This is a genomic window from Mycobacterium sp. BK086 (assembly GCA_004362315.1).
GTDB lineage: Bacteria > Actinomycetota > Actinomycetes > Mycobacteriales > Mycobacteriaceae > Mycobacterium.
Window position 1 is genome coordinate 260,486 of sequence record SNWL01000004.1, and the last position, 24,704, is coordinate 285,189.

Consider the following 24,704-nt stretch of genomic DNA (forward strand, 5'->3'; position numbering starts at 1 on the left):
CCGATGGGCTGCTACCGCATCGAACTCGATGAGGACCTGTGCCAGGGGCACGCCATGTGCGAACTGGAGGCCCCCGATGTATTCCGGGTTCCCAAACGTGGCGCCGTCGAGATTCTCGACAGCGAACCGCCCGACGAGATGCGCGACGATGTCGAGCGCGCCGTAGAGATGTGTCCCACCCGAGCACTGTCCATAACAGAGAAGGAAGACTGACAATGGCGTCACGCGAGCAACTCGACGACTGGGTCCAGCGCTGGCTTCAGGCCAACAAGGACTCCGAGAAGGCCGGCGACTGGACCAACCTGGCGGAGTTCTACACCGATGACGCCACCTACGGCTGGAACATCGGCCCCAAGGAAGACGTCATGTGCGTCGGTAAGGACCAGATCCGCGACGTCGCGCTCGGCCTGGAGATGGAAGGCCTGGAGAACTGGGTCTACGAGTACCAGAAGGTCCTCGTCGACGAAAAGCAGAACGAGATCGTCGGCTTCTGGAAGCAGATCGCCAACAAGTCCGACGGCAGCCGCGACGAGATCTACGGCATCGGCGGCAGCTGGTTCCGGCTGAACGACGATCTGCTCATCGAGTGGCAGCGCGACTTCTTCGACTTCGGCCATGTGCAGAAGGCGTTCATCAAGCTCATCTCCTCCGGCGACCTGACCGCGACCATGCAGAAGCGCATCGAGCGCAGCGTCGCGGGCGAGAAGTTGCCCGGTTACTACCCCCTCGGTGAGGCGCCCGTTCCCATCTGGTGAATACTCGACACCTGTCAAGTAACCGGCCCCGGCGGTGACTTTGAAGGTGACGGAGGTCATAATGGTCAGCAGAGCAGGAACACGTTCTAATTTTGGCCTAGATTGACCATCCGGCACGGCCGGCCGCCCTGGAGAAAGCTGGGGTCGGGTTTCGCGAGTGGAGGTTTTCTGTGAAGACAAAAGGTGCTCTCATCTGGGAGTTCAACCAGCCGTGGTCGATCGAGGAAATCGAAATCGGCGATCCCGTCAAGGATGAAGTCAAGATCCAGATGGAAGCTTCGGGCATGTGTCACTCCGACCATCATCTGGTCACCGGTGGCATCCCGATGTTCGGTTTCCCGGTGCTCGGCGGCCACGAAGGCGCCGGCATTGTCACCGAGGTAGGCCCCGGTGTGGAGAACCTGGAGGTCGGCGATCACGTCGTGCTCTCGTTCATCCCGTCCTGCGGCCTGTGCCCGTCCTGTCAGGCTGGCATGCGCAACCTCTGCGATCTGGGCGCGGGCCTGCTCGGTGGCCTCGCGGTCTCCGACAACACCCACCGCATCCACGCCAAGGGCCAGCCGGTCTTTCCGATGACGCTGCTGGGCACGTTCTCGCCCTACATGGTGGTGCACAAGACCTCGGTCGTGAAGATCGACAAGTCCATCCCGTTCGAGGTGGCCTGCCTCGTCGGTTGCGGCGTGACGACGGGCTACGGCTCTGCCACCAAGAGCGGCGACGTCCGTCCCGGTGAGGACGTTGCGATCGTCGGCGTCGGTGGCGTCGGCATGTCCGCGCTGCAGGGTGCTGTCAACGCCGGTGCGCGCTACATCTTCGCGATCGATCCGGTCGAGTGGAAGCGCGATCAGGCACTCAAGTTCGGTGCCACCCACGTCTACCCCGACATCGAATCGGCCGCGGCCGGTATTGCCGAGGCCACCTGGGGTCTGATGGCCCGCAAGGTCATCGTCACGGTCGGTGAGCTGCACGGCCAGGACATCGACAGCTACCTGGGCATCACCGCCAAGGGCGGCACCTGCGTGGCGACCGCGATGGGCAGCCTGATGGACAACCAGGTCACCTTGAACCTGGCGATGCTGACCCTGATGCAGAAGAACCTGCAGGGCACCATCTTCGGCGGCGGCAACCCGCACTACGACATCCCGCAGCTGCTGGGGATGTACAAGGCGGGCAAGCTCAACCTCGACGACATGGTCACCCGCCAGTACCGCCTTGAGCAGATCAACGACGGCTACAAGGACATGCTCGAGGGCCGCAACATTCGCGGCGTCATCCGCTACACCGACGAGGACCGCTGACCCTCGCGTGTCATGTGTGGACCTTCCGGGCCGTGCTCGCCTTGCCCAATGGCGCGGGCACGGCCCGGAATTCATTGAGCCGAGACCATGAGCGGCTTCCCGAACCTGTTGCGCCCCGGCCGAATCGGCGGGATGGAACTGCGCAACAGGCTCGTGATGTCTCCGATGGAGACGATGTACGGCACCCCCGACGGCCTCCCGTCGGAGCGCACCCGCGACTACTTCGCCGCCCGCGCCAAGGGTGGGGTCGGACTGATCACCGTGGGCGCCACAGGTATCGACCATCTCCACCCCGAGACTCCTGGCGGCCTGCACCTCGGCACCGATGAGGCTGTGAGCGCGCACCGCGCCCTTGTCGACGCCGTCCACGAGCACGGCGCCAAGATTCAGCCCCAGATCGTGCATGCCGGCCCCGACGGGCTGGGCCCGGAGATGCATGGCGTGAAGTCGCTTGGCCCGTCGGTGATCCCGTCGTATCTGACCGGACGCCCGTCGGCCGAGGTCACCCGCGTGCAGTTGATCGAGATCATCGACCTGTTCAAGGCCGCGGTGCGCCGCGCCGCCGAGGCAGGTTACGACGGTATCGAGCTGCACGCCGCGCACGGGTACATGTTCCTGGGGTCTTTCCTTGCCCCACAACGTAACCGGCGTACCGATGACTACCGCGGCGATTCGGTCAACGGCCGTATCCGGGTGGTACTGGAGACGCTGGCGGCCATCCGGTCCGAGATCGGCGACGCGCTGCCGATCACGCTGCGGATATCGGGTTACGAACGCGTGGCCGGTGGCCGACCGAGCTACGAAACCGCCCAGGTGGCACCGCAACTGGTGGCCGCCGGGGTGGACGCCTTCCACGTCAGCGGTGGCGTGATCGACCGTCTGGTCACCGGCATGGTCAACGCGGCCGACGACGGCGACGCGCTCAACATCGGTGCCGCCGCAGCCGTCAAGCAGGTGGTCGACGTGCCGGTGATCGCCGTGGGCCGCATCCACGACCCGGTACGTGCCGAACAGATCCTGGCCGAGGACCGGGCGGACTTCATCGCCATGGGGCGGCCGATGCTCGCCGACGCCGAGCTGGCCGCCAAGATCGCGTCCGGACACGTCGCCCGGGTGCGCCGCTGCATCTCGTGTGAGAACTGCATCGACGCCATGGAGCAACGGTTTTCGGTCGACTGCGCGGTCAACCCCCGCACCGGCAAGGAGCGCGAACTGGCGCTGCGCCCGGTCACCCACGGCAAGCACGTCGTCGTCATCGGCGGCGGCCCCGGCGGACTGGAGGCCGCCCGGGTGGCCGCCGAACGCGGGCACCGGGTCACCCTGTTCGAACGCACCGCACAGCTGGGCGGCGCGTTGGTCTGGGCGTCGATCGTGCATCCGGAGAACGAACCCTTCCTGCACTACCTGCGCGATGAAATCGCCTGCAGCACCGCGACGGTCGAACTTTCGCACACGGTCGGCGCCGACGAGGTCGCGGCGCTGGATCCCGACGCGGTGATCGTGGCCACCGGCGCGAGTGTGCACACCACCCCAGGCCTGCACGAACTGCTGGGCAACCCCGACGCCCCCTCATCGGGGCGGCGTGTCATCATCGTCGGCGGAGGGCTCGCGGCGATCCAGATCGCCGAATTCCTGGCAGCCCGAGACAGATTCGTCACCGTGCTGGCGACCGATCGCGCGATCGCCCCTGAGGTCGGCCTCAAACGCCGGACCGAGCACATGGACCGGCTCGACCGGCTGGCCGTTCCCATCCACGTTCGCACGGAGGTCCACGAGATCTCCGTCGACGGCGTGGCGTTCACCCCGTGGGGCGGGACCCGTCGCGAACTGTCCGCCGACAGCGTGATCATCATCGGGCATCCCGAGGCCGATACCACGCTGTTCGACACACTCACCGACCGGCTGCCCGGCGCCAAGGTGCATGCCGTCGGCGACTGCGCCGGACTGGGACTCATCCGCAAGGCCACCGAAGATGGCGCTCGCGCCGCCTGCAGTATCTGACAACAAGGAGAGGAATCATGACCACAACCGAACAGACACCGGCGCTGACCGCCTCGCAGTCGTCATGGAAGTGCGTGATGTCGCACGACCGCGAAGGCTGGCTGGCCCTGATGGCCGACGACGTGGTCATCGAGGACCCGATCGGACAGGCCATCACCAATCCCGACGGCAACGGTGTGCGAGGCAAGGCGGCCGTCGCGGACTTCTATGACGCGAACATCTCGGTCAACAACCTTCGCGTCACGTGCGAAGAGACCTTTCCGTCCAGCTCGCCCAACGAGGTGGCTCATATCCTGGTGCTGCGCAGCCAGTTCGAGGGCGGCTTGACCAGCACAGTGCGCGGTGTGTTCACCTACTCCGTGAACGACGCCGGCCTGATCGCCAACATGCGCGGCTACTGGAACATGGACGGCATGCAATTCGGCCAGGCATCCACTGAAGGTGAGTGACCGGCCGCTCGACGGATTCGGCGCGGTCGTCGTCGGCGGCTCCCGGGGTATCGGGGCCGCTGTCTCGGCGCTACTGGCCGCCTACGGCGCCGGAGTGGTGGTCAACGGCCGCGACGGGGCGGCCGCACAAGAGACCGTTGACGCCATCGTCGCGGCCGGCGGCCGGGCCGTGCCCCACGCCGGATCGGGTGCCGACGAGGCGGTCGCCGACGATCTGATCACGCTGTGTGAGAAGGAATTCGGCGCCATCGACGCACTGGTCAACTGCGCGGGCGCACCCGAACCGCCCGGATCGTCGATCCTGAGCGTCACACCGGCCGAATTTCGCGACCTGCTCGACGTGCACGTCGGCACGACGTTCGCCACCTGCCGCGCGGCTGCACCCAAGATGGTGGCCAGGGGGCGCGGCGCGATCGTCAACACCAGTTCCTTTGCGTTCCTTGGTGATTACGGCGGTACCGGCTATCCGGCCGGCAAGGGCGCGGTGAACGGGTTGACGATGGCCATCGCGGCGGAGCTGGCCGAGCACGGGGTCCGGGCGAATGTGGTGTGCCCGGGCGCGAAGACCCGGCTGTCCACCGGACCGGACTACGAGGAGCAGATCGCCTCGCTGCGGCGGCGCGGCCTGCTCGACGAGGTCAGCGCCCAAGGGGCGCTCGACGCGCCCGCCCCGGACTACGTCGCCCCGATGTACGCCTATCTGGTCAGCGATCTCGCCAAGAAGATCACCGGCCAGATCTTCATAGCCGCAGGTGGTTTCGTGGGCCGCTTCGACCGGCCCTCCCCCAGCCTGATCGGCTACCGGGATCACAACGACAGCCCGCCGTGGACGATCGACGAGATCGCGGAGATGCTGACCTGAGTTATCCCGTCAGGTCGTAGATCAGCACCCTGCCCACACGCTGGGGCGTGAAGTTGCGTTGAACCCATTGCTGGATAAGAGCATTGGTGTCCAGGTGACCCCACTTGTCCTCGTGAATCGGATTCGTGACGATGAAGTAGTGGATCCGTTTGGACAATGCGAGACGCAGGAACGCATCGGGTGCCGGCGAAGGATCGGTTCCGTTGAAACCGCCGACCGGCATCACCGGGTAACCGCTGGCCAGTTGATAGCCTGCCGCACAGACCGATCCGACGGTCGCCGCCACCCAGGTGTAGCGCTCGGCGTTGGCATCGAGGAGGTCGACCAGCCGCCGGTCGGGCACACCCGAGTCCAGCAGGGTGCATCCCACGAGATGCATCCCCGCGCCGGGAGAGCCTGCCGGCAGCAAGAATCCGGGCCCGGTGGCCACGTTGATCTCGGCCCGCTGCACCGGCCCGATGCCCTTGGTCATCGCGGTGACGATGCGGGGAACGGGCCCGGCGATCGGCATCGCGCCGGTGTTACCGCGCACCACGGTCGTGATGCTGTAGACCGCCGGACCACCCAGAGCGACGAGGGCCGTCAGTGCGATAGCCACGGGAGTCGGGATGACGGCGAGGAGTAGCCCGGCCAAAAGCACGATGGCACCGGCCGGGATGGCCCAGCGCAGCCACGGATAGTAGTCGGGCACGCGCCACAGGACATGCACCGACGTCGCAGCGGTCACGACGATGGCGGCCGCCAATACCCCTTTGGCCCAGCCTTTTTCACGCCGCTGCCAGCACACGGCGACGCCGATGCCGATGACCGCTGCGATCGACGGCGCCAGCGCCACCGTGTAGTACGGGTGAAAGATGCCGGCCATGAAGCTGAAGACGGTAGCGGTGGTCAACAGCCACACCACCCAGACAATGACGGCGGCCCGCTGCCGGTCCAGCCGCGGGGCGCGGCCCCGCCAGGCGAGCAGTGCGACCGCGAAGATCAGCGCGGCGGGCAGCAGCCAGCCGATGCCGCCGATCTGTTCCGGCTCGAACAGCCGACCGATGCCCGTCTGCCCCCACGGATGCGCCGAAGTCCGGCCCCCGGTGTGGACGGGTGAGATGAAGCCCGGTGAACCGGTGCTGCCCGGCTCGTCACCGTTGAGCCGGCCGATGCCGTTGTAGCGCAGTGTCAGTTCGAGAATCGAATTGGTCTGTGTGCCACCGATCCACGGCCGCTTGCCGGCCGGCCACAGCTGCACAAGCAGCACCCACCAGCCGGCGGCCACGATCACTGCACCCAGTCCCAGCACCAGCTGCCCGGCGCGGGCGAGCAGCGACCGCGGCCCGGCCACCAGATAGGTAAGCGCCAGTGCCGGCATCACCAGGGCCACCTCGAGCTGCTTGGTCAGATACCCCAGCCCCAGGAACACACCGCAGAGCAGCAGCCAGCGCAGCCGCCCGTCCTCGACCGCACGCAGCAGCGCCCACACCGCGGCGATCATCAGCAGCACCAGCAGCGCGTCGGGGTTGTTGAACCGGAAGATCGTGACGGCCACCGGCGTCAGCGCCAACACCGTGCCCGCGATCAGCCCGGCCGTCTCGCCGAACGACCTGCGCACGGCGTCCCACAGCAGCGTCACCGAACCGACGCCGATGACGGCCTGCGGCACCAGGATGCTCCACGAGTTCAGCCCGAACACGCGGATCGCCAGCGACGGAAGCCACAGCGACAGTGGGGGTTTGTCGACGGTGATCGAGTTGGCGGCATCCGACGAACCGAACAGGAACGCCTTCCAGGAATGCGCGCCGGCCTGTGCGGCGGCCGAGTAGAACGCGTTGGCCCAGCCCGATCCGTCCAGGCCCCACAGATAGAGCACGGTCGTCCCGGCCAGCAGCACCACCAGCGCCCACCGGTGCGGCCCTAGCCGCATCCGTCGCGGAATGTCCTGGGCTGCACCGATTCTCGGCGAGTCGACCGCGACGGTCATCGCGTCAGCGGGTCGAGGCGCCGAACACCCTGCGCAGCGCGACGAAGCGCACGAGGGTGGCGACGAGATTGGCGACGACCAGAACCGAGAGTTCGACACCTTTGCCGACGGTCGGATCGAATCGGTGCAGCAGGTAGAGCGAACCGCTGGTGATGGCCAGTCCGAAGCCGAACACCAGCAGGCCGTGGATGTGATGACGGGCGGCACCGGCACGGCCGCGGATGCCGAACGTGAAGGCCCGGTTGGCGGCGGTGTTGGCCAGTGCGGTCAACAACAGTGCGGTCAGGTTGGCGGCCTGCGCGCCGAGCGCAGGATGCAGCGAAAGGTACAGCAGCGCAAAGGCGATGGTGCTGGCGATGCCGATCAGCCCGAACCGCACCATCTGGCCGACCATGCCGCGCGGCACCCCGGGCACCAGGGGTTCTCGGCCGAGGGCGGCTTGCAGGTCGCGCAACGGCAGCGTGCCGGTGGTGAGTGCCCGGCCCACTCGCCAGCAGCCTTTGAGGTCCTCGATCGCGGTGGCCACGATGTCGACCCGGGAGTCGGGGTCGTCGATCCAGTCGACCGGTACCTCGTGGATACGCAGGCCCGCCTTCTCGGCCAGCACCAACAGCTCGGTGTCGAAGAACCACCCGGTGTCGACGATCAGGGGCAACAGCTGGCGGGCGACATCGGCGCGCACAGCCTTGAACCCGCACTGGGCGTCGGAGAACCGGGCTCCGAGCAGTCCGCGCAGCAGCAGGTTGTACCCGCGCGAGACCACTTCACGTTTGATGCCGCGCACCACGCGCGAGGACGCCGCCAGTCGCGACCCGATGGCGATGTCGGAATGCCCGGACACCAGCGGAGCCACCAGCGGCATCAGCGCCGAGAGATGGGTGGACAGGTCGACGTCCATGTAGGCGACGACGTCGGCGGGCGAGGACGCCCACGCCGCGGCCAGCGCCCCGCCGCGGCCCTTGGCGTCGAGGTGGATCACCTCGACGTCAGACAGTTCCTCGCTGAGCTCATGGGCGACCGCCAGGGTGTTGTCAGTACTTGCGTTGTCGGCCACGAGGATTCGCGCCCGGTAGGGCACCTCGTCGCGCAGGAACTCGTGGAGGCGCCGAACGCACGCCGGCAGGTCGTCCTCCTCGTTGTACACCGGGATGACGATGTCGAGAATAAAGCGACCCCCGACTCCGATCTGAGCAGTGCGCTGCTCGGCCGGCAGGGTGTCGGTCATGGGATAGATGCTCGCGGCTCAAGCTGCCGTGACACTGGGCCGGATCTGATGAGTTGCTGTGAGCCAGCTTCGTGAATTGCCGCCGTCGGCTACTCATATGCTTGGCGCCATGGCCTCCGTCTTCACCATGATCATCAACCGTGACCTGCCGGGACGATTCGTCTACGAGGACGACGAGGTCGTCGCGTTCCTGACGATCGAGCCGATGACGCCCGGGCACACCCTGGTGGTTCCGCGCGCCGAGGTGGACAACTGGCAGGACGTCGACCCGGCCTTGTTCAACAAGGTGATGGCAGTGTCGCAGCGAATCGGCAAGGCGGTGTGCGCGGCGTTCGGCGCCGAACGGTCCGGACTGATCATCGCCGGCCTGGAAGTGCCGCACCTGCACGTGCACGTGTTCCCGGCGCGGAATCTGTCGGACTTCGGTTTCGCGAATGTCGACCGCAACCCGTCCCCGGAGTCGTTGGATGACGCGCAGGCCAGGATCAAGGCCGCACTGGCCGAGCTGGACTAGATCGCGGGCGCGACCGGGGCCGGAACGTCGGCGATGCGTGGCAGGCTGACCCGGAAGCAGCAGCCCTGGCCCGGCGCGGTTCGCACCGTGACCCGCCCGCCGTGGGCATAGACCAGCGAGTCGACGATCGACAGGCCCAGCCCGGTGCCGCCGCTGGTGCGAGCGCGCGAGGAGTCGGTGCGGTAGAACCGCTCGAACACCCGCTGGGCGTCTTCGTGGGTCATGCCGGGGCCTTCGTCGACGACCTCGAGCACCGCATCGTCGTTGTCGGTGCCGACCCGAACGGAGATGCGCGCGGTCTCCGGGGTGTGCTGCAGCGCGTTGGCCATCAGGTTCCCCAGCACCTGACGCAATCGAGCCTCGTCGCCGAGGACTTCGGGGGTGCCGGGGCCGTCGAAGACTTCCATGGTGATGGTGCGCTTCGGGGCGATGGACTGGGCGTCGTGCACGGCGTCGGTGGCGAGCAACAACAGGTCGACGCGGCGCTGCTCGAGTGGGCGTTGCGCGTCGAGGCGGGCCAGCAGGAGCAGATCGTCGACCAGCAGCCCCATCCGGCGCGATTCGCTTTCGATGCGCGACATCAGCATCTCGACGTCGCGGGCGGCGCCCTGCCGGTAGAGCTCGGCGAATCCGCGGATGGTGGTCAGCGGCGTGCGCAGCTCGTGGCTGGCGTCGGTGATGAACCGCCGCATGCGTTCCTCGGACGTCCTTGCCTGCTCGGCGGAATCCACCGACGACGCCATCGCGGTCTGGATCTGCGAGAGCATGCCGTTGAGCGCCAGCGAGAGCCGACCGACCTCGGTGCGCGGATCCCGTTCCGGCACACGACGATCGAGCTGCCCGGCGGCGATGGCTGCGGCGGTCTTCTCGACTTCGACCAGGGGTCGCAGGCTGCGATGCACCACCCAATACCCGGCGACGCCGAGGATCACCAGGACCGCGGTGCCGATGGCGACCTGAGACCAGGCCAGGCTGCGCACGGTGGACTGGATGTCGGACATGTCGATGGCGACGGTGGTCAGTTCACCGTTGGGGCCTTGCACCGACACCGCACGCCATTGGACGTTGGAGTGGTCCAGTGAGCCGACGGTCACCGGCGAGGAGCCGACGTCGTTGTCGTCGGGGAGAGCCGGCTCGGCCTCCCGGTCGTTGACCGCCATCCAGATGTGACCGTCGGCGTCGACGCCGCGTACGTAGAAGTTGGACGGCGGGCGCGCCGGGTTGGGGCCTTCGTCGGGCGGCGGCATGCGGCGCGGGGCCTGCGCCCAGCCGCGTGAGGCGTCCAGCAGGGTCTGGTCCGCGCGGTTGATGAGGTCGTGCTGAAGAGTCGAGGTGACGGCGATCCCGGAGGCGAGCAGTCCGCAGCCGACGAGCAGCAGCATGGCGGCCACCAGGGTGACTCTCAGCGGCAGCGCTCGGTGGTACGGACTGGGCATTTCCCTATTGTTCGCGCCGAACGGCGCGCCCCGCCGGATTACCGCGGCTCCCGCAGCACGTATCCGACGCCGCGCAGGGTGTGCAGGAGGCGCTTTTCGCCGGTGTCGATCTTGCGGCGCAGGTAGGAGACGTAGGACTCGACGACGTTGACGTCACCGCCGAAGTCGTAGCGCCAGACGTGGTCGAGGATCTTGGGCTTGCTCAGCACGGTCCCGGCGTTGATCACGAAGTAGCGAAGCAGCGTGAATTCGGTGGGTGACAGCGAGACGGGTTCGCCGGCCTTCCACACCTCGTGGGTGTCCTCGTCGAGCTCGATATCTGCGAAGCTCAGCCGCGAATTGCGCGGTTCTTCGATCCCCTTGCCGGCTCGACGCAGGATCACGCGCAGTCGGGCGACGACCTCTTCGAGGCTGAAGGGTTTGGTCACGTAGTCGTCGCCGCCGAGGGTCAGACCGGCGATCTTGTCTTGCAGGCTGTCACGTGCGGTCAGGAACAGCGCCGGGGCGTCGATGCCGTCGGCGCGCAGGCGGCGCAGGACGCCGAAGCCGTCCATGCCGGGCATCATCACGTCCAGAATCACGGCATCCGGTTTCACCTCGCGGGCCCGATCCAGGGCGGCGGGACCGCTGGACGCGGTGTGGACTTCAAATCCTTGGAACTTCAGGCTGACGGACAGCAGTTCCACGATATTGGTCTCGTCGTCGACGACAAGAACTCGTGCCTCGGGCTTTGATTCAGTTGTGACAGGTGCGGCCATGCTGACAATTTCCTCTCACATTGTTGAACTGGGGCTGCCTGGGCGCTGTGAGGTTCCTGTGAGTTGTCGTTTACGCCGGATAACCGATACCGCCGGTTACAAACTTCCCCCGCTCCTACACTTGTGAGATGGATCTGGCGAAGACCCTGGTTGGGATGGCGACCACACCGGTGCGGGTGGGCCTGGCTGCGGCCGAGGCCGGGCTCGATGTCGCCAAAGCGGGCCTTGACCTGACCAAACGAACACTGGGCGAGGCCGGAATGCCGGCGTCGCCGAACTCGGTGGCGCAGATGTTCGGCCTGGAGGACACCATCGCGCGGGCGAACAAGCTCGCCCAGCTGCTCGATGACGACGCCCCGCTGGGGCGGGCACTGGGACCGGACGGTCCGCTGGATCGGCTGATGCGGCCGGGTGGGTTGATCGACCGGGTGACCGCGCCCGATGGCGTTCTGGACCGGCTGACCGCCGAGGGCGGCGGCCTGGAACGGGCGCTGGCGCCGGGCGGTCTGGTGGACCAGCTGCTCGACGAAGACGGCCTGGTCGAGCGGATCCTCGGCGAAGAGGGCCTGGCCGACCGGTTGATGGCCGAGGGCGGTCTGGTCGAAAAGCTGACCGCGCGCAACGGGCCTCTCGAGCAGCTGGCCGACGTCGCCGACACCCTGAACCGGTTGGCGCCCGGACTCGAAGCGCTGGCGCCGACGATCGAGACCCTGCGCGAAGCGGTCACCACGCTGAGCCTGGTGGTCAATCCGCTGAGCAATATCGCCGACCGGATTCCGATTCCGGGCCGCCGACGCGGATACAGCTCGCCGCGCCCGGTCAGCTCCGAGCGCGTGCGCAGCGACCGGTTGGTCATCGACGACGACGATCAGTGAGTTCGCTAGTCTGTTAGTCGGTTCGGGTCGTTTGGTGTCGACCAATGCCTCCTTAGCTCAGTGGTAGAGCGTCGCTCTTGTAAAGCGAATGTCATCGGTTCAAATCCGATAGGAGGCTCCACGCAACTCCGCCATAACCTGTCTCTATCAGACTCTCCAGCAAACACTCATTAAAACGAAAGACCGTTCGCGTAGCGCTGCCGCCGGTAGAAGCGCCCGTTCCCTCTGTTCCTCGCCTTGTAGGTCGGCAGCTGACTGTCGCAGTTGGGGCAGATGAGCCGGAGATTCATGCGGCGGTTGTTGGTCGCGTCCCCATCGATGTGATCGATGATCAGAGCGAGTTTCAGACCATTCCAGTTGCTCTCGATCCCACAGATGGCGCAGCACCCGTTCTGCTGGGTGTGCAGGTAGTCCCGAACGAAGTGGCCTTGATACGACATACGGCCACACACGCCCGTCTCGAGCCAGGATTTCAGGAGCAACGTCCGCCGGTGCGACTGTTGACATGCATTGCTGCAATAGACCTTCGCCTGCCGGCTCTGAACATCGACTCCACACCCAATACATTTGATCGACATGAAGTGACGCTAATTCCCCACACTGACACGTTCGGCAGCTCTTCTTGTCGGTGGTCAGTCATAGGTTCAGTTCATGAGGCAATGTCGCCATTGCGGTTCGGAGCTGACCAAGCGCAGCCAGCAGTTGTTCTGCAGCAACGCATGTCAGCAGTTGGCCCGGCAACAAGCAAGTACACAACTCTGGCTTGACTCCGGTGACGCAACAGTCGCCACGACCCGCAATCACTAGATTCGGACCTACCTCAACGCCGCTCAGTCCGGCTGTTGTGCGATCTGTGGCGGATCCAATCTGTGGCTCGGGCTGCCCATCGCGTTGGTGCTGGACCACATCGACGGCGACCCGACGAACAATCGGCGGGAGAATCTGCGACTGATCTGTCCAAACTGCGACTCGCAGCTACCGACGTACAAGGGGCGAAACCGCGGCAACGGCCGCCACTACCGCCGCCAGCGGTACGCCAACGGCCAAACGTATTAAAGCGAGCCGCGTCGTGGCCCAGCCACTAGTGTCGGGAAGCGTGTCCGAAACCAAGATCACCGTCATCTACGACAACCCCACCGACCCGGCGGCCTTCGAGGCCGCATACGGTGCCGAACAGCTCGAGGCCGCCCGTCGCCTCCCCGGCTATATCCGCTTCGAGGCGTCGAAGGTGTGGCCGAAAGAAGACGGCAGCCCGACGCCCGCCTACCGGATGATCGACTGGTACTACCCCGATTACGATGCCGCGAGCGTCGCCGTCACCACAGCGGAGTTCGGCGCGTTCATTCAAGCGCTGAGCCAGCTCGCAACTGGCGGCGTACGCATTCTGTTCTCTGACATCGAGGTCCCGCAGCACTAACCACGCACTGAGACTCGCGTAGTGACACCGCGAGTTCTCAAGGTGTACAACGCTTATGTGGTGACTGACTTCGACGTCCCCCGCTTCGCCGCGTGGCTGGCCGAGGTCACCGGCGAGCCTACCGAGATCACGGTGACGCCGATCCGCGGTGGCGGTAGCTGCGAGATGTTCCGCGTCGACCGCCTCGGCGAGAAGTGGGTGGTCCGCCGCGCCCCTCTCGCCGCAGTCTCCGACACCGCACACCAGGTGATCCGCGAAGCGCGCATCATGGAAGCCTTGGCATCGCAGGGTATTTCAGTACCGCAAATTCTCGCCCGCACCGACGACCCCGACATTCTCGGTGCACCGTTCTTTGTGATGTCCTTCGTCGAGGGCGACGTCATCCGCCGCGACGGCCTGCCCCCGGCATTAAGCAATGACCCGGACTCGCAAGGCAAGATCGGCGAACAACTCATCGACACCCTCGCGCAGTTGCACGCAGTCGATTGGGCATCAACCGCATTGGCGGACATGTCCCGACCCGAAGGCTTCCTCGACCGACAGGTCGACCGCTGGTTGAAACAGCTGGACAGCTACCGGGTCCGCGATCTGCCCGGCATCGACGACCTGGCGTCCTGGTTACGCACACACCTGCCGAAGCACGGCGACCTCACCGTCATGCACGGTGACTACAAGCTGGACAACGTCATCTGGGCACCCACCGCCCCGCCTCGCATCGCCTGCGTCGTGGACTTCGAGATGACCACCGTGGGCGACCCGCTCATCGACCTCGCCTGGGCGATGATCTTCTGGCCCGAAGAGGGCAACCCGATCGCGCTCGCAGCCCCCGGCACCCCGAACGGCATCCACCCCGACCACTGCCAGACACCCGCTCAACTCCAGGACCGCTACGCACAACAGACCGGCCGCGACCTCGAACAATTCGACTGGTATCAGGTCTTCAGCGCCTGGAAGCTCGCCATCGTGCTCGAGGGCTCCTACGCCAAACACGTTCTCGGCCAATCCCGCAACCCGGTCCACGCGGTCTTCGGCGCGATCGTGGACAATCTGCTCATCCGCGCTCGGAGGTTCGCCCGATGACCGATCCCCTTTTCGACCTGACCGACCGGGTCGTACTGATCACCGGCGGCAGCCGCGGCCTCGGTGCCGCGATGAGCAGAGGCCTCGCCGAGCGCGGCGCACGGGTGATCATCGCCAGCCGCAAACTCGGCTCCTGCGAAGAACTCGCCACACAGATCGAAGGCACTGGCGGCCAAGCACACCCGCTGCAGTGCCATGTGGGCGACTGGGAATCCCTCGACGCGGTCGTGAACGCGGCCACCGAACGCTGGGGCCGCCTCGACGGACTCGTCAACAACGCGGGCATGAGCCCACTCGCGCCGTCACTGCTGGAGACGTCAGAGGCGTTGTTCGACAAAGTGATCGGCGTCAACCTCAAAGGGCCAACCCGCCTGACCGCGCTCGCCGCCGCAGCCATGGCCCAGACCGGCGGCGGCTCAATCGTCAATATCAGCTCACTGGCCTCGGTCAAGCAGACTCCGGTCGCGCCGATCTACGGTGCGGCCAAGGCGGGCTTGAACGCCCTCACAAAGGCCACCGCGCTCGAGTACGCCAACGCGAATATCCGGGTGAACTGCATCATCTGCGGAACGTTCGACACCGACGCCGCATCGGGATTCGTGCGCAATCCCGACACTCTTCCCGGCGTGGTCAGGCCGATCGCCCTGGGTCGCGTCGGCCGCCCGGAGGAGATCGTCGGCGCCGTGGTCTACCTGTTGTCGGATGCGTCCAGCTACACCACCGGATCGCTGATGACGATCGACGGCGGCGTCTCCGGATAGTCAGCTATCGCGCACAATCCCGTCGATCAGGTAATCGATATGGGCGCAGAACAATTCGTCGACCTCTTCGGCCGTCACTCCCGTTGGATCGCTGCCCGCCAGCCGGCCGCGCCGCCGGGGAGCATCCAGCGGCGGATGGTCCATCGCGACGAAGCCCACCGTCGCCCACGTCAGCAATCGGCAGGCCCGCACCGCCCGGTCGCGATCCATCCCGTCGCGTCGCATGCACTTGAGCAAGGGGCGGGAAGCCTCCAGATAGGCCGGACGCTTCACCTGGAGGAAGAGCCGGCTATCGGCAGCTTCGGTAAGTCGTTGCCGCAGTTGACCTGTCCACCGCCGGGCATAGTCCGGCCACAATTCGTCGCGTTCCATCGGCGGCGCCAGATCTGCCAGGAAGTGATCGGCGACGGCATTCAACAGCGCGTCCTTGTTGCCGATCCGCGCATACACCGGCGGTGGCGTCACCCCCAAGCGGCCGGCCACGCTACGCATGCTGACCGCGTCGAGACCGCTCTCGCGCAGGATCTCGACGGCGGCGGCCACGATCTGCTCTGGGCGCAAATCGATTTCGGCCGTCATGTGATCCTCAGCGCGATCTTGCCGACGTGCTCACCGGCCTGCAACACCCGGACCGCCTCGGTCAACTCGGTCCAGTCGAAGACATGACTGATGTGCGGCTTGATCCCCGCCGACGTGATGAGCTCACACATCTCGACGAAGCTGAGCACACTACCGACCGTGATCCCGATGATGCGAATGTTGTTGAGCATCACCTCGGCAACCGGAACCGGTGCGACATCGAACCCGGTCAGCACGCCGATCACCGCGACCGTGCCGCCCATCCGGGTGGCCCGCACCGATTGCGCAAGCGTCTCGGGCCCGCCGAGGTCCACCACCAGGTCGGCGCCGCGTCCGCCGGTGATCCGCTTGACCTCGTTCTCCCAGTCCGGGGTGCTCCGATAGTTGATCAGATGCGTTGCGCCCAGCTGTGATCCGATCGCGAGCTTCTCGTCTGACGACGATGTCAGGATCACCGACGCTCCCAGCGCGTGGGCGAGTTGCACGGCGAACAACGAGACGCCGCCGGTGCCCTGGGTGAGGACCACATCTCCCGGACCGATCTCGGCCTCCGCCAGGGCATTCCATGCTGTCACCGCGGCACAGGGCAACGTGGCTGCTTCGAGATCGCACAGGTACGGCGGTGTCGAGACCAGCCCGGTCACCGGGGCGACGCGATACTGCTGGAGCCAGCCGTCCCCGCTGTCCCCGGGCAGTTCCGCCTTCAGCGCGGGAGTGGGCGGGCCGTCCTGCCAATCCGGGTGGAATGCCCCCATCACCCGGTCTCCCACCGAGAAGTCGGTGACATCCGGCCCGATGGCCACGACCTCGCCGGCGCCATCACTCATGGGCACCCGGGGCCATTCACCCCAGATCAGGCCCGCCAGATTGACCATGTCGTGGTAGTTGACGCTCGAGGCAGCCACTTTCACCAGCACGTCACCGGCACCGGGCACCGGCACCGGCCGCGACTCGGGCTCGACCGCCACCCCCTGAGCCTTCATCACCATTGCCACGTTCGTGCTCACGCAACACCCGCTTCTTGACGCAATTGTTCCCATTTCCGTTGCGCGGCAGGGCGACGCGACGGCAGATGCTCTGTCGGCCACCCCGTGACCGGCCGGTACTTCTTCAAGACGTGCCTGGCAAGCACCGACTTGTGCAGCTCGTCGGGACCATCCCCGATCGAGCCGAAGCGGGTGATCCGATACCACTGCTCGACAGGCAGATCACCGGAATAGCCCAACGCCCCGCAGACCTGGATGGTGCGATCGAGCACCGCGAGCACGACCTTGGACACGTGCGCCTTGACCATCCCCAGTTCGGCGCGCACCGCGCTGGCACCAAGTCGGTCCATCTGCCACGCGGTGTGGAAGGTCAGCAGCCGCGCCGCCTGAATTTCCGTGTGCGACAGAGCGATATAGTCCTGCACCATTTGATGCTCCCCGAGCAGCCGCCCGTGCGACGGCCGCGATACGGCACGCTCCCCCATGATGTCCAGGGCACGCTGCGCTTGCCCGAGCCAGCGCATGGCGTGATGTATTCGCCCGCCACCGAGCCGTTGTTGGGCGAGCAGAAACCCCCCGCCACGCTCGCCGATCAGGTGATCGGCCGGCACCCGGCAATCCCGGAACAGCACCTCGGCATGGTTACCGCGGCGGCCGTACTCCGGATCGGAATGCGCCATCGTGGGGATCTCCCGCATGATCTCCAAACCGGGAGTGCCAGTCGGCACCACGAAGATCGAGGCGTGCCGGTGGGGCCGCTTCTCCGGATCGGTCTCGGCGACCACCAGGATGATGTCGGCACAGGACGCATTCGTGGTAAACCACTTGTGCCCATTGATGATCCAGCTGTCGCCGTCGAGCACCGCCGTCGTGGCGATGACGGTGGGATCGGCACCGGCGAGGAAGGGTTCGGTCAGCGCGAAGGCGCTCGAAATCTCGCCCCGCAGATTCGGGAAAAGCCAGCGTTGCTTCTGCGCCTCGTCGGCGCCATGGGCGAGCAACTCCATATTTCCGCTGTCGGGGGCCTGCACCCCGAACAACTCCATCGACATCATGCAGCGCCCGATGATCTCCGACATCAGCGCCAGCTTGAGTTGTCCCGCCCCCGGGCCGCCGAGGCTGGGATCGAGGAACATCCCCCACAGCCCCTGGTCCTTGACTCGCTGCTGCAGATGACGTTTCACCGCCTGCCACTCGTCGGCGGGCAGCTCACCGAGGATCGGCTCCAGCGGGATGACCTCACCGTCGATGAACTCGCGCATCCACGCCAGCTGTTCGGCGAATTCGGGGTCAGTCTCGAAATCCCACGCCATGGCCACCCTTCCGCTCGTGCAAATCACAGTGTAATCATGGTGTGATCGAGGTTCGCAAGAGAGGGCATACCGATGAGGGCCTGGCAGGTTCATGGCGCGGGCGAGCCCGCGGACGTCTTGCGGCTGGTCGACCGGGAATTGCCTGACCCCGGTCCCGATCAGGTCCGGATCAAGGTCGCCGCGGCCGGGATCGGACTGCCCGACGTGCTGATGTGTCGGGGCACCTACCCGCTCACCCCGGCCGGCGCATTCACCCCCGGACAGGAGCTGGCGGGCACTGTGACCGCCGTCGGCCCCGGGGTCGACGCCTCGGTCGTCGGCACCCGGGTGATGGGCGTCAGCGACTTCATGAACGGAAACGGCTCATTCGCCGAGGAGTCGTTGGCATTGGCCACCTCTACCGTGCGGGTCCCGGATGTCCTGGACGACAGCGCCGCCGCGGGCTTTTGGATCCCCAACGTCACGGCGTGGACCGGGCTCGTCGACCGCGGCCATCTGCAGGCACGCCAGACGCTGGTTGTTCTCGGTGCTGCCGGCGGCAGCGGGATCGCCGCCGTCCAGCTCGGCAAGGCACTCGGGGCGACCGTTCTGGCCGTCGTCGGCGACGAATCCCGCGCCGAGTTCTGCCGGTCGTTCGGCGCCGATCACGCGTTGGTTGCCAGAAACGAGGCGGTCGCCGACGGGCGTCCTTTAGCCCAGGCGCTGCGCGAACTCACCGGCTGGCGAGGTGTCGACATGGTCTTCGACCCCGTCGGCGGCCTCCAGGGCAGCAACGCGATGGGCGCGCTGGCCCGCGATGGTCAGCACCTCGCGGTGGGCTTCGCCAGTGGACGCTGGCCCACCGTCGACGTCGCGATGATGGCCATCACCAATACGTCGCTGGTCGGCGTCCTCGCAGCGGGCGAATCCCGCGAACACGTCGAAAAAGTGCTGGGCAACCTCACGCAGCTGCTCGAGAAGGGCGCCATCCGCGACACCGTGCGGGAACGTGCGCCCTTCGACGACGTGCCGGCCGCCCTGACCCGCATCGCCGAACGCAAGGCGCTGGGGAAATGCGTGGTCGTGCTGAGCTGACCCAACGGCGCCGTCTACATCGTTTACACCACATGCAGGGGTGCAAACGCATCATTCACCCGATGCCGGGCGCGGTCGATCGACGTACGTTTTGCTCCCATGAGGCAAACTCTGCGCACCAGTCTGCGGATCGGCTCACACGTGCTGAATGGATTCGTGCACACCGCCCGGGTCAATCTCTACCGGAACAAGGGCGTCCCGTATCCCGCGCTGCAGACCTCGGGCACCGTGCGCTTCAAGCTCGACAACCCATGGCCGCAGCCGTCACCGATCTCGTCGACAAACATGCCCTACGCCGTCCTGCACGTGGCGAACGACGAACTCAAGGAATTCCTGGCCACCATCGTCGCCCGATTCCAGCGCCAGGTGAAGTTCTCCTGGCTCTCCGCCGTGCAGTATCTGACGAAGCGGCCGCACCTCGACTGCCCCGACGATGCCACCTTCAGCCGCTACCTGACGCAGTCGGTGTACACCTACTTTCTGACCGACACCCTCGACGATGCCGATCGGGAACTCCTCGAAAAGAACGGCATATCAACCGATTCAGTGCACAAGTCCGACCTGTCGCCGGTGAGCACGGTCGACACCTTCCCCGGCCTGTACTGCACCGGTTCCGTCTGCTATTTCCGGGAGACCGGCGCCGAGACGTTCGAGATCGTCGGTATTGCGATGGTGGACAAACAGTTCCGCCTGGGCGAGCTGCTGCGGCCGTCGGACGGGAACAGCTGGCTGCGCGCCAAAATGCATGTTCTGCAGGGCGCGACCTATCTGTCGCTGTTCGTCACCCACCCCAAATGTCACTTCCCGATGGACGCGGTGATCGCGGTGACCAGGACGATGCTGCCCACCGAGCACCCCATCGCCAAGCTCCTCGAGCCGCACATGTACCTGCAGCTGCCGCTCGACTACTCCGTCCTGCACATCAAAAACGGTCCGGGATACAACGATCCGATGCTCTACTACACCGCGTTCAGCGGTAAGGGAGCCTCTCAGTACCGACTCTTCGAATACTCGTATGCCGGCCTCCCCGGCCACGCGGCGTTCCCGCCCTACACCTTCGGATACCTTCTCGACTCGAGAAAGACCGACTACCTGGCCTACCTGCGGGGCTACTACGACGTCATCCTCGGGTTCGTCCGCGAGGTCCTCGCCGACGTGAAAATCGACGACGTCGTGCTGAACTGGGCACGCCAATGCGCCCACTACTCGCGCGGTTTCGGCACGCCGGACGGAACATTCGACAAAGAACAGCTCGCCGATCGGCTGGCGATCATCATCTGGAACTGCTCGGTCGTCCACAGCGCCGATCATCGGGAGTTCTACGCAATTCCCATGGAGCACAAGCCGACCCGGCTGCGTATCCCACCACCGTTCGGCAAGAGCGAATGCTCCTTCGACGAGAAGGACCTCACCCAGATCGACGACCGCCTGCGTCACTACATGTGGCACGAGATGTACGTCCGGCCATGGCCACTCAAGCAGCTGATCGACGTCGACTACGAGTTCACCGAACCGACCATGCAACAGGCGAATCGAGACTTCATCGCGGCACTGACCGCCTACGACGACGGCTTGACCGACAACAGGTACGCCCCGTTGCGGGAACTCGCGACGAGCATTCAGTGGTGAAGATCGCCATCGTCGGGGGCGGAGTCGCAGGCCTGACTGCGGCACATCGTCTGCGCGCCAAGGGGTATCACGACATCACGGTGTACGAGCGCGAAGCCAGCGTCGGCGGGAAGGTGTTCTCGTACATCCACAACGGCAAGGCCTACGAACTCGGCGCGCTGTGGTCGTCACCGCGCTACCGGATCATCGGCGAACTGGCGACACAGGTGGGTGCGTCCCGGCGGGCGGACCGGCTCCCCGCCGTCCTGGATCAGGGATCCACCAGCCGCTACGCCCACTACCTGCGCACCCACTATCGGCTGCGCGATATCGCAACGGCATTCGCGATGCTCGCACGAACATTCTTGCGGTATAGGGTGATTCGCAAGTCGAACCTGACCGGCCTACCGCCGGCCATCGCGGAGGACTTCGACCGATTCGCCGATCGTGAAGGCTTCCGGGCACTCGCCGATGTGTCCGCATCGTTCTTCACGGGCTGTGGATATCTCCAGAACGACCGCGTGCCCGCAATCTATCTGATGAAAATGATGCACCTGTTCATCGACGTCCTCGTCGTCGATGTCCTCGGCCTCAAGCAGACCCGCATCGACATCTTCGACAACGGCTGGCAGGAGCTGTGGAAAGCGGTCGCCAAGGACTTCGACGTCCGCTGCTCCAGCACCATCACGCGGATCACCCGCCATACCGACAACGGACACCCCAAGACGGTGATCACCGCGGACGACGAAACCGAGATCTACGACCGGTTGATCCTGGCCTCACCGCTGGACACCAGTCACCTGTTCATGGACCTACGGCCCGACGAACGCGAACTGTTCGCCAAGATCAAGACTCATCGATACAAGGTGACCCTGATCGAAGCCACGTCGCTCCCGCATGCGTCCGTCGTGGACCACGTACCGCGCACGATGACCGGGCACGTGAACCTGATCGCGCGCCAGCATCGGGACGCCGACGTCTTCACGATCTATCAACAACTCGAGGACGTCGTCGACGCCGAGGCCGCGACAAGGCTGATGTTCTCCGACATCGCAGCGCTGGGGGCACGCGACGCGCGAGTGGTCACCGCCAAGACGTGGAACTACTTTCCACACGTCTCCACCGAGGACATCCGCGCTGGGTTCTACGACGCGATGAACGCCCTGCAGGGCAAATACGGCACCTTCTACGTGGGCAGCGTCATGAACATGGAGACCGTCGAGCACACTGCCCAGTTCTCCGTCGAGCTCGTGGATCGTTGCTTCTGAGGGCAACAACCCGCAAACTTCGGGCGTAAACATTCCATCCCGGCCCGAAATCAGCTTAGAATTCGCTGAGACAGCAAACGGGTGCCTGGCCGCCTTACTGGGTTTGGCATCCTGACCGGGGGGTTTGCCTGAAGTTCGCCAACTTCACGGGCAAGTCAGAACTGCGTGAAGGTGGTGCGTCCATGGCGAACGTTCAGCGTGGTGCAAGGGCAGGAATCGCTGCTCTGGCACTGGGATTGTCACTGGCGAGCCCCATCGTGGCCGTTGCCAGCGCCGACGACACCGACCACAGCTCCGCCTCGGATTCGGCAAATTCGGCAACGTCGAGTTCCGGGTCGGCGAAGAAGGCTACGGGCCATACCGCCCGCGGCCCCAAGGCCCCCACCTCGTCGTCGGCAGCTGACAGCACCAACAGCACGTCGTCCCCCGCAGCCAAGAAGACCACCGCGTCATCGACGGCGTCCGGCTCGTCGAATCGGCCAACGGCAGGGTCGCGGCGCACGTCGAGTAACTCGACAACGACCACATCCACGACGTCGAATACGGACAGCACCGCTGCCGATACGACGACCGCGACAACAGAGACCGCCGCCAGCGAGCAGACCACCACCCAATCCTCGACCAGCACGTCCGACACCGTCAGCGGCGCCGCCCAGATGACGGCGGCGAGCACGACCGCCAAGAAGACCGCCTCCGCCAACGCCGATCCGATCACCTCCCTGCTGAACGCCATCCAGGACTCGTTCGCGGGTGCGGCCCTGTTGGTCCGCCGCTCGTTCTTCAACGACGCACCGACCGTCTCGGGGGTGCAGGTGGTCAGCAGTGAGACGACCGGGCCGATCAACGGCACGGTCGTGGCGACCGACCCTGAAGGCGACCACCTCGTCTACAAGGTGACCTCCAACCCCCGCTCGGGCACCGTCGTCCTGAACACCGCGGACGGCACCTACACCTACACCCCGGATTCCGACTTCACCGGCATCGACTCATTCACCGTCTCCGTGACCGACACCGGGCCGCATATCAATCTGCTCAACTGGTTCCGCAGTTCCAGCAGTTCCACGGCCGTCGGTGTCTACGAACAGCCCGCCACCGCCCACCGGATCACGTACACGTTCGTCTACGGATCAGGGTCGCAATTCTGGTCGAGCGCGGCGCGGGCCCAGCTGGCGTCGACCGCCATCTACCTGTCGAGCTATTTCGAGCCCCAGTACGACGTCGACATCACGTACAAGGTCACCGGCGAGTACTCGCTGATGGGCGGGACGCTTGCCTCGGCGGGCAGTGACCTGATCAGTGAGGATCCCGGGTTCTACGACACCGTGGTGCAGCACAAGATCCTGACCGGCGTGGATACCAACGGATCGGCCGCCGACGGCACGATCACCTGGAACTTCGGCTATGGCTGGGGCTACGGGGACACCGTCCCCGCCGGCGCCTACGACTTCCAGTCGACCGCGATGCACGAGCTGCTGCACACGTTCGGCTTCATCTCGGTCATCGACAGCGCGGGCAACAACACCGTGCCGAACTGGACCACCTTCGACAAGTTCGTCACGACCTCCAACGGCACCTCGGTGTTCACCGGCAATGTGTTCAACACGGCCTACAACTCGAACCTGACCGGAGGCAACGGCGGCCTGTACTTCGGCGGCCCCAATGCGGTCGCGGCCTACAACAACAGCCCGGTGCCGCTGTACACCCCGAATCCCTGGGAGTCGGGCAGCTCCATGTCACATCTCGACGACGACACGTTCGTCGGTTCGCTCGAGAAATTGATGAACGCCGCCTCCGACACCGGACTCGGCGTGCGGGTGCTGAGCGCCGCAGAGATCGGCATCATGAAGGATCTCGGCTACACGATGGTGTCTCAGTCCACCGGTGCTGCGGTGCTGTTCCTCAGCATTCTGTTCGTCCGCCGCCGGAAGGCCGCGGTAGCCCGTTAGTTGCTGCTCGGGCAGTCAACCGTGAGAAACACCGTGGTGTTGGCCGGCGGATTATCACCGCGCAGCCCGTCGACACTGGTGATCTTGCATTGGGACAGCGGCCGGTCGGTCCCGCTCCCGGCGGCGAAGTTGAGCTGGACGTTATAGCCCTGGCTCTGCAGCGCCAGCATGCCGTCGGCGGCGCTCTGGTTCTGGTTGAACGCGCGCGGCGGCATCTGGATGACGCCCTTCTCGGTGGGCGACGGCGCAGGCTTGCTACTCGTCGAAGACGTGGTGCTCGACGGGCTCTCCTTGGAGGACTGCCCGCAGCCCGCCGAAAGACCCACCACCCCAACGATTGCCACGAAACCCGCCGCCAGCGCGAGCTGACGAGAAAATGTCACCGATCGATTCGTGCCGTCCGTACCCACGCGCCCGTTACCCATGATCCGCAACCTAGCCTCCACCCGCGCTGTCGTGAAACCCGATCGATGCGTTCTGACGGTGGTTCAGACAGATTTCTTCCGCGCGCAACCTTGCGGACATCACCC

General features: G+C 65.6%; 25 protein-coding genes, 1 tRNA gene and 1 pseudogene. 17 read left to right on the forward strand and 10 right to left on the reverse strand.

The genetic code is table 11. The features are described 5' to 3' along the window. Positions 1–3: 3 nt before the first annotated feature. From fdx to EV580_RS11970, 6 genes are all read left to right on the forward strand, one after another. Positions 4–213, forward strand: a complete 210-nt coding sequence (gene fdx, locus EV580_RS11945) for a ferredoxin Fdx (RefSeq protein WP_133691393.1) — start codon at positions 4–6, stop codon at positions 211–213. 2 nt (positions 214–215) lie between these two features. Beyond that, on the forward strand, positions 216–755 hold the full coding sequence (locus tag EV580_RS11950) for a nuclear transport factor 2 family protein (protein ID WP_133691394.1): 540 nt from the start codon (positions 216–218) through the stop codon (positions 753–755). Positions 756–925: 170 nt separating this feature from the next. Then, positions 926–2,053 (forward strand): NDMA-dependent alcohol dehydrogenase, encoded by a 1,128-nt coding sequence (locus EV580_RS11955; protein ID WP_133691395.1) that lies wholly within the window; start codon positions 926–928, stop codon positions 2,051–2,053. A gap of 87 nt (positions 2,054–2,140) precedes the next feature. Continuing rightward, on the forward strand, positions 2,141–4,054 hold the full coding sequence (locus tag EV580_RS11960) for an oxidoreductase (protein WP_133691396.1): 1,914 nt from the start codon (positions 2,141–2,143) through the stop codon (positions 4,052–4,054). A gap of 17 nt (positions 4,055–4,071) precedes the next feature. Beyond that, a complete protein-coding gene (locus tag EV580_RS11965; protein WP_133691397.1) occupies positions 4,072–4,503 on the forward strand; it encodes a nuclear transport factor 2 family protein in 432 nt (143 codons plus the stop codon). Then, on the forward strand, positions 4,496–5,365 hold the full coding sequence (locus tag EV580_RS11970; RefSeq protein ID WP_133691398.1) for an SDR family NAD(P)-dependent oxidoreductase: 870 nt from the start codon (positions 4,496–4,498) through the stop codon (positions 5,363–5,365). The genes EV580_RS11965 and EV580_RS11970 overlap by 8 nt, the downstream gene beginning before the upstream one ends. Position 5,366: 1 nt before the next feature. Here the strand turns inward: EV580_RS11970 and EV580_RS11975 are convergent, their stop codons facing one another. Together EV580_RS11975 and EV580_RS11980 are read right to left on the reverse strand one after the other, a co-directional pair. Next, positions 5,367–7,334: an ArnT family glycosyltransferase gene (locus tag EV580_RS11975; RefSeq protein ID WP_133691399.1), complete on the reverse strand. Its 1,968-nt coding sequence runs from the start codon at positions 7,332–7,334 to the stop codon at positions 5,367–5,369. A 4-nt stretch (positions 7,335–7,338) separates the two neighbouring features. Next, entirely contained in the window at positions 7,339–8,559 is a 1,221-nt protein-coding gene (locus tag EV580_RS11980; protein ID WP_133691400.1) for a bifunctional glycosyltransferase family 2/GtrA family protein, read from the reverse strand. A 109-nt stretch (positions 8,560–8,668) separates the two neighbouring features. Here EV580_RS11980 and EV580_RS11985 point away from each other — a divergent pair, with 109 nt between their 5' ends. Beyond that, complete coding sequence (locus EV580_RS11985; RefSeq protein WP_166654674.1) at positions 8,669–9,073, forward strand: HIT family protein; 405 nt, start codon at positions 8,669–8,671, stop codon at positions 9,071–9,073. On the opposite strand, the gene EV580_RS11990 is transcribed toward EV580_RS11985, so the two are convergent. Both EV580_RS11990 and EV580_RS11995 read right to left on the reverse strand, forming a co-directional pair. Further along, on the reverse strand, positions 9,070–10,509 hold the full coding sequence (locus EV580_RS11990; RefSeq protein WP_133691401.1) for a sensor histidine kinase: 1,440 nt from the start codon (positions 10,507–10,509) through the stop codon (positions 9,070–9,072). The two genes, EV580_RS11985 and EV580_RS11990, sit on opposite strands and share 4 nt — an antisense overlap. A gap of 38 nt (positions 10,510–10,547) precedes the next feature. Further along, positions 10,548–11,267 carry a response regulator transcription factor gene (locus EV580_RS11995; RefSeq protein WP_133691402.1) on the reverse strand — a complete coding sequence of 240 codons (720 nt, stop codon included), beginning with the start codon at positions 11,265–11,267 and terminating at the stop codon, positions 10,548–10,550. 128 nt (positions 11,268–11,395) lie between these two features. Between EV580_RS11995 and EV580_RS12000 the strand changes: the two genes are divergently transcribed. After that, on the forward strand, positions 11,396–12,142 hold the full coding sequence (locus tag EV580_RS12000) for a hypothetical protein (protein ID WP_133691403.1): 747 nt from the start codon (positions 11,396–11,398) through the stop codon (positions 12,140–12,142). Between the two features lie 46 nt (positions 12,143–12,188). Further along, positions 12,189–12,263, forward strand: a tRNA-Thr gene (locus EV580_RS12005). 49 nt (positions 12,264–12,312) lie between these two features. Here the strand turns inward: EV580_RS12005 and EV580_RS12010 are convergent. After that, positions 12,313–12,720: an HNH endonuclease family protein gene (locus EV580_RS12010; RefSeq protein WP_133691404.1), complete on the reverse strand. Its 408-nt coding sequence runs from the start codon at positions 12,718–12,720 to the stop codon at positions 12,313–12,315. A gap of 73 nt (positions 12,721–12,793) precedes the next feature. Between EV580_RS12010 and EV580_RS12015 the strand changes: the two are divergent. From EV580_RS12015 to EV580_RS12030, 4 genes and pseudogenes are all read left to right on the forward strand, one after another. Next, a pseudogene (locus EV580_RS12015) lies at positions 12,794–13,198 on the forward strand (HNH endonuclease). Between the two features lie 40 nt (positions 13,199–13,238). Then, positions 13,239–13,559, forward strand: coding sequence for an EthD family reductase (locus tag EV580_RS12020; RefSeq protein ID WP_133691405.1), 321 nt, complete (start codon positions 13,239–13,241; stop codon positions 13,557–13,559). Between the two features lie 60 nt (positions 13,560–13,619). Next, positions 13,620–14,639, forward strand: coding sequence for a phosphotransferase family protein (locus EV580_RS12025; protein ID WP_133691406.1), 1,020 nt, complete (start codon positions 13,620–13,622; stop codon positions 14,637–14,639). Next, entirely contained in the window at positions 14,636–15,400 is a 765-nt protein-coding gene (locus EV580_RS12030) for an SDR family NAD(P)-dependent oxidoreductase (protein WP_133691407.1), read from the forward strand. The genes EV580_RS12025 and EV580_RS12030 overlap by 4 nt, the downstream gene beginning before the upstream one ends. Here the strand turns inward: EV580_RS12030 and EV580_RS12035 are convergent, their stop codons facing one another. Genes EV580_RS12035 through EV580_RS12045 form a run of 3 tightly spaced genes read right to left on the reverse strand, consistent with a single transcriptional unit; the run spans position 15,401 to position 18,278 of the window. Beyond that, a complete protein-coding gene (locus tag EV580_RS12035; protein WP_133691408.1) occupies positions 15,401–15,979 on the reverse strand; it encodes a TetR/AcrR family transcriptional regulator in 579 nt (192 codons plus the stop codon). It abuts the gene before it with no gap. Further along, entirely contained in the window at positions 15,976–16,986 is a 1,011-nt protein-coding gene (locus tag EV580_RS12040; protein WP_208114606.1) for a zinc-dependent alcohol dehydrogenase family protein, read from the reverse strand. The genes EV580_RS12035 and EV580_RS12040 overlap by 4 nt, the downstream gene beginning before the upstream one ends. Next, positions 16,983–18,278: an acyl-CoA dehydrogenase family protein gene (locus tag EV580_RS12045; RefSeq protein WP_133692207.1), complete on the reverse strand. Its 1,296-nt coding sequence runs from the start codon at positions 18,276–18,278 to the stop codon at positions 16,983–16,985. The genes EV580_RS12040 and EV580_RS12045 overlap by 4 nt, the downstream gene beginning before the upstream one ends. A gap of 72 nt (positions 18,279–18,350) precedes the next feature. Here EV580_RS12045 and EV580_RS12050 point away from each other — a divergent pair, with 72 nt between their 5' ends. From EV580_RS12050 to EV580_RS12055, 3 genes are all read left to right on the forward strand, one after another. After that, positions 18,351–19,352, forward strand: a complete 1,002-nt coding sequence (locus tag EV580_RS12050) for an NADPH:quinone oxidoreductase family protein (protein ID WP_133691409.1) — start codon at positions 18,351–18,353, stop codon at positions 19,350–19,352. A 99-nt stretch (positions 19,353–19,451) separates the two neighbouring features. Further along, positions 19,452–20,981 (forward strand): hypothetical protein, encoded by a 1,530-nt coding sequence (locus EV580_RS33700; protein ID WP_166654675.1) that lies wholly within the window; start codon positions 19,452–19,454, stop codon positions 20,979–20,981. After that, complete coding sequence (locus tag EV580_RS12055) at positions 20,978–22,228, forward strand: FAD-dependent oxidoreductase (protein ID WP_166654676.1); 1,251 nt, start codon at positions 20,978–20,980, stop codon at positions 22,226–22,228. Before EV580_RS33700 ends, EV580_RS12055 begins: the two co-directional genes overlap by 4 nt. Before the next feature lie 193 nt (positions 22,229–22,421). Here the strand turns inward: EV580_RS12055 and EV580_RS12060 are convergent, their stop codons facing one another. Then, positions 22,422–22,910 (reverse strand): hypothetical protein, encoded by a 489-nt coding sequence (locus EV580_RS12060; protein ID WP_133691411.1) that lies wholly within the window; start codon positions 22,908–22,910, stop codon positions 22,422–22,424. Here EV580_RS12060 and EV580_RS12065 point away from each other — a divergent pair. Continuing rightward, positions 22,885–24,174, forward strand: a complete 1,290-nt coding sequence (locus tag EV580_RS12065) for an Ig-like domain-containing protein (RefSeq protein WP_133691412.1) — start codon at positions 22,885–22,887, stop codon at positions 24,172–24,174. The two genes, EV580_RS12060 and EV580_RS12065, sit on opposite strands and share 26 nt — an antisense overlap. On the opposite strand, the gene EV580_RS12070 is transcribed toward EV580_RS12065, so the two are convergent. After that, complete coding sequence (locus EV580_RS12070) at positions 24,171–24,599, reverse strand: hypothetical protein (protein WP_133691413.1); 429 nt, start codon at positions 24,597–24,599, stop codon at positions 24,171–24,173. The genes EV580_RS12065 and EV580_RS12070 overlap by 4 nt on opposite strands. Positions 24,600–24,704 lie beyond the last annotated feature (105 nt).

Bases quoted from the DNA above. Each gene is read 5' to 3' on its own strand.
- fdx (WP_133691393.1), top strand. From the start codon at position 4: ATGGGCTGCTACCGCATCGAACTCGATGAGGACCTGTGCCAGGGGCAC.
- EV580_RS11950 (WP_133691394.1), top strand. From the start codon at position 216: ATGGCGTCACGCGAGCAACTCGACGACTGGGTCCAGCGCTGGCTTCAG.
- EV580_RS11960 (WP_133691396.1), top strand. From the start codon at position 2,141: ATGAGCGGCTTCCCGAACCTGTTGCGCCCCGGCCGAATCGGCGGGATG.
- EV580_RS11965 (WP_133691397.1), top strand. From the start codon at position 4,072: ATGACCACAACCGAACAGACACCGGCGCTGACCGCCTCGCAGTCGTCA.
- EV580_RS11975 (WP_133691399.1), bottom strand. From the start codon at position 7,334: ATGACCGTCGCGGTCGACTCGCCGAGAATCGGTGCAGCCCAGGACATT.
- EV580_RS11980 (WP_133691400.1), bottom strand. From the start codon at position 8,559: ATGACCGACACCCTGCCGGCCGAGCAGCGCACTGCTCAGATCGGAGTC.
- EV580_RS11985 (WP_166654674.1), top strand. From the start codon at position 8,669: ATGGCCTCCGTCTTCACCATGATCATCAACCGTGACCTGCCGGGACGA.
- EV580_RS11990 (WP_133691401.1), bottom strand. From the start codon at position 10,509: ATGCCCAGTCCGTACCACCGAGCGCTGCCGCTGAGAGTCACCCTGGTG.
- EV580_RS11995 (WP_133691402.1), bottom strand. From the start codon at position 11,267: ATGGCCGCACCTGTCACAACTGAATCAAAGCCCGAGGCACGAGTTCTT.
- EV580_RS12000 (WP_133691403.1), top strand. From the start codon at position 11,396: ATGGATCTGGCGAAGACCCTGGTTGGGATGGCGACCACACCGGTGCGG.
- EV580_RS12010 (WP_133691404.1), bottom strand. From the start codon at position 12,720: ATGTCGATCAAATGTATTGGGTGTGGAGTCGATGTTCAGAGCCGGCAG.
- EV580_RS12030 (WP_133691407.1), top strand. From the start codon at position 14,636: ATGACCGATCCCCTTTTCGACCTGACCGACCGGGTCGTACTGATCACC.
- EV580_RS12035 (WP_133691408.1), bottom strand. From the start codon at position 15,979: ATGACGGCCGAAATCGATTTGCGCCCAGAGCAGATCGTGGCCGCCGCC.
- EV580_RS12045 (WP_133692207.1), bottom strand. From the start codon at position 18,278: ATGGCGTGGGATTTCGAGACTGACCCCGAATTCGCCGAACAGCTGGCG.
- EV580_RS12050 (WP_133691409.1), top strand. From the start codon at position 18,351: ATGAGGGCCTGGCAGGTTCATGGCGCGGGCGAGCCCGCGGACGTCTTG.
- EV580_RS33700 (WP_166654675.1), top strand. From the start codon at position 19,452: ATGAGGCAAACTCTGCGCACCAGTCTGCGGATCGGCTCACACGTGCTG.
- EV580_RS12065 (WP_133691412.1), top strand. From the start codon at position 22,885: ATGACGGCGGCGAGCACGACCGCCAAGAAGACCGCCTCCGCCAACGCC.
- EV580_RS12070 (WP_133691413.1), bottom strand. From the start codon at position 24,599: ATGGGTAACGGGCGCGTGGGTACGGACGGCACGAATCGATCGGTGACA.